This is a genomic window from bacterium (genome assembly GCA_041648665.1).
Taxonomy (GTDB): Bacteria; UBA10199; UBA10199; order 2-02-FULL-44-16; family JAAZCA01; genus JAFGMW01.
The window spans coordinates 1-2,845 of record JBAZOP010000196.1; the positions used below are offsets into that span (position 1 = coordinate 1).

At 60.9% G+C, this 2,845-nt stretch carries 4 protein-coding genes; 2 read left to right on the forward strand and 2 right to left on the reverse strand.

Features of this window, described 5'->3' with window-relative positions; all coding sequences use genetic code 11:
- A partial coding sequence (gene bamD, locus WC683_20630; protein ID MFA4975018.1) for an outer membrane protein assembly factor BamD occupies positions 1-324 on the reverse strand: 324 nt, incomplete at its 3' end.
- A gap of 113 nt (positions 325-437) precedes the next feature.
- Between bamD and WC683_20635 the strand changes: the two genes are divergently transcribed.
- Together WC683_20635 and WC683_20640 are read left to right on the forward strand one after the other, a co-directional pair.
- Positions 438-698: a DUF1844 domain-containing protein gene (locus WC683_20635; GenBank protein MFA4975019.1), complete on the forward strand. Its 261-nt coding sequence runs from the start codon at positions 438-440 to the stop codon at positions 696-698.
- A 17-nt stretch (positions 699-715) separates the two neighbouring features.
- On the forward strand, positions 716-2,179 hold the full coding sequence (locus tag WC683_20640; GenBank protein MFA4975020.1) for a DegQ family serine endoprotease: 1,464 nt from the start codon (positions 716-718) through the stop codon (positions 2,177-2,179).
- A gap of 104 nt (positions 2,180-2,283) precedes the next feature.
- Here WC683_20640 and WC683_20645 read toward each other — a convergent pair.
- Positions 2,284-2,845, reverse strand: a 562-nt coding sequence (locus WC683_20645; GenBank protein MFA4975021.1) for a thrombospondin type 3 repeat-containing protein, incomplete at its 5' end; no start/stop codon positions are given.

Genomic DNA, 2,845 nt, shown 5'->3' on the forward strand with positions numbered 1-2,845 from the left:
ATCCACCTTTGGGTGGAGCGGGTAGAGCTTCACGAAGGCGGCGTAGGACTCGGCTGCGAGCAGGTAGTCCTTGCGCGCGAAGTACGAGTCGCCGATCAAGAGCTCCGCCTCCTGGCCTTGCCTCGTCTGCGGGTAGCGGGCCTTGAACATCTCCAGGCACTGTATCGCGTCTTCGTGCTTGCCCTTTGACGAGAGTTTGAGGCACTTCGAGAGCTCATCGCCCGGGTCGCCCTGGCCTATCGTCACCTGATCCTTGCCGCAGCCCGAAAACATCGCTGCGGCCGCGCAGATCGTTAGGACAGCTGTGAGGAGCTTCAATTTCATGACGCAGGATAGTAGGAAATGGGTTCCAAAAGCGCAAAGGAAAAAATGGGGGCGGCTCGCCTTGACATGAGGGAACGCGAAAGGTAACTGCTCAGCAATTCAAGGGGGTAGCCATGCCCGAAAAGGAAGGTCTGGATTTCTCGACGTTTACGCTATCTCTTGCGACCTCGGCCCAGGTCCATCTGGGGCTGGTCCCGAACCCCTCCACGGGTGCACTTGAGAAGAACCTGGCGCTCGCCAAGGAGACGATCGACCTCCTGGGCATTTTGCAGGACAAGACAAAAGGCAATCTCAGCGATCAGGAGGCGATGCTCCTTGAGCACGTGCTCTACGATCTCAGGATGATGTACGTGGAGATGGGCAAAAAGGGATAAAAGGGGAGGATGCGATCATGAAAAAGAGGGCATGGATAATTATCGCGGCATTGATGTTCTTCTCTTTGGCGGCCGCGGGCGAGGCGCGCGCAACGGCGATCTCCGAGGCTGAACTTGAGTCCGGCGCAGTGGTCCCGGCGTCGTGGTACAGGGCCGAGACCCTGTCGTTCGCCGACCTGGCGGAACGCGTCCAGGCCGCGGTGGTCAACATCTCGACCAGCAAGAGCGTTCGCGGCCGCAGCTCCATGATGCCGCGTTTCGGTCCGCAGGATCCGTTCGACGACTTCTTCCAGCGCTTCTTCGATCAGGACATGGTGCCCCAGGAGCAGATGCAGCACAGCCTGGGCTCCGGCTTCATCATCGACAAGAACGGCACCATACTCACGAACAACCACGTGGTGAGCCAGGCCGACGAGATCGAGGTCGCGCTCTCCAACGGGCGCAAGTACAAGGCGAAGATCCTGGGCAGGGACGAGAAGACCGACATCGCGATCATCAAGATAGAGGCCGACAACGACCTGCCCGTGGTGATGCTGGGCAATTCCAAGATATTGAGGCCCGGCGACTGGGTCATGGCGATCGGCAACCCCTTCGGCCTGGAGCAGACCGTGACCGTGGGCGTGGTCAGCGCCAAGGGCAGGGTGATCGGAGGGGGCCCCTATGCGCACTTCATACAGACCGACGCCTCCATCAACCCCGGCAATTCAGGCGGCCCGCTCTTCAACGTAAAAGGGGAGGTCGTGGGCATCAACACCATGATCTACGCGGCGGGCCAGGGGATCGGGTTCGCGATCCCGATAGACCTCGTCTCCTCCATGCTCACCGAGATGATCTCCACCGGGGGCGTGACCCACGGCTGGCTGGGCGTCGCCATACAGACGATAACGCCGGACCTGGCCAAGTCCTTCAATCTTAAGGGGGAGGACGGCGCGCTGATCACCGAGGTCATGAGCGACTCGCCGGCCGCAAAGGCCGGGCTGAAGCGGGGCGACGTCATCCTCTCGTTCGACGACAACAAGATCGACGACCCCATGGACCTCTCGGTCGCCGTGGGGCAGGCAAAGCCGGGCAAGGAGTCTAAGCTGAAGGTGCTGAGGAACGGGGAGGAGCAGGAGTTCGCGATCGCGATAGGCTCCCAGTCCGAGACAAAGGCCGCGCGCGCAGAGCCCGACTCGGCGCCGTGGAGCCCGGGCAAGGCCGATCAGCTGGGCTTGGTGGTCAAGCAGATCACCCCGGAGCTGGCCGCGCAGCTCGACGTGCCGGAGAACTTCAGGGGCGTGATGGTGGCGCGCGTGGAGCCGGGCAGCTCGGTCGAGCGCGGGGACGTGCGCACAGGCGACGTTATCCTGGAGGTCAACGGCGACAAGATCCAGAGCATGGATGACTATAACAAGGCCCTGGAAAAGCTGAAGAAGGGGGACATGGTCCGGCTCTTCATCAAGCGCGGCCGCGCCAGCATCTACCTCGCGTTCACGCTGTGATAATGAATATGCCCCTCCCTTGAGGGGAGGGGATGAAGGGGAGGGTGAACTATAAAAAAACCCCGCCAAATGGCGGGGTTTTTTTGTGTGCTGAACCAGATGTCTCAGTTGTCCGGGCAGCCCGGCACCACGCCTGCGCCGCGGCTGTACGGGCAGTTATCCTGGAAGTCGAGTGTGGCGTCGGCGTCGTCGTCAGGATCGCACTCGTCACCGTATTCGTCGCCCTCTATTCCATTGAACGGGACTCCGATGTAAGCAAAATCAAAGTTCATCTGATCCTCGTTAGGCATGAACGGGCAGTTGTCCATGGCCGGGTTGTTGGTGATAGTGTCGCCGTCCATGTCATCGTCGCACACGTTGCCCAGAGTATCGCGGTCGATGTCTATCTGCTCAGGGTTGACGGCGAACTGGCAGTTGTCGTCGCAGGCAGCGAACATCTCGTCGTCCGTGCAGACGTTGATGGCGCAGTACTTGGAGCCGTGGCCGCGGCAGCGGTTGTCGCCTACGCCGCCGGATGCATCGCCGTCATCGAGGATCGTGTCGTTGTCATCATCATCGTCGCAGACGTCGCCGCCCGTGCTGGAGTCTAGCGGATCGTAGGCATCGCCGTCGTGGTTGACCTGATCAGTGTTGTCATCCAGTGGGCAGTTGTCGCCGAAAGCAGGA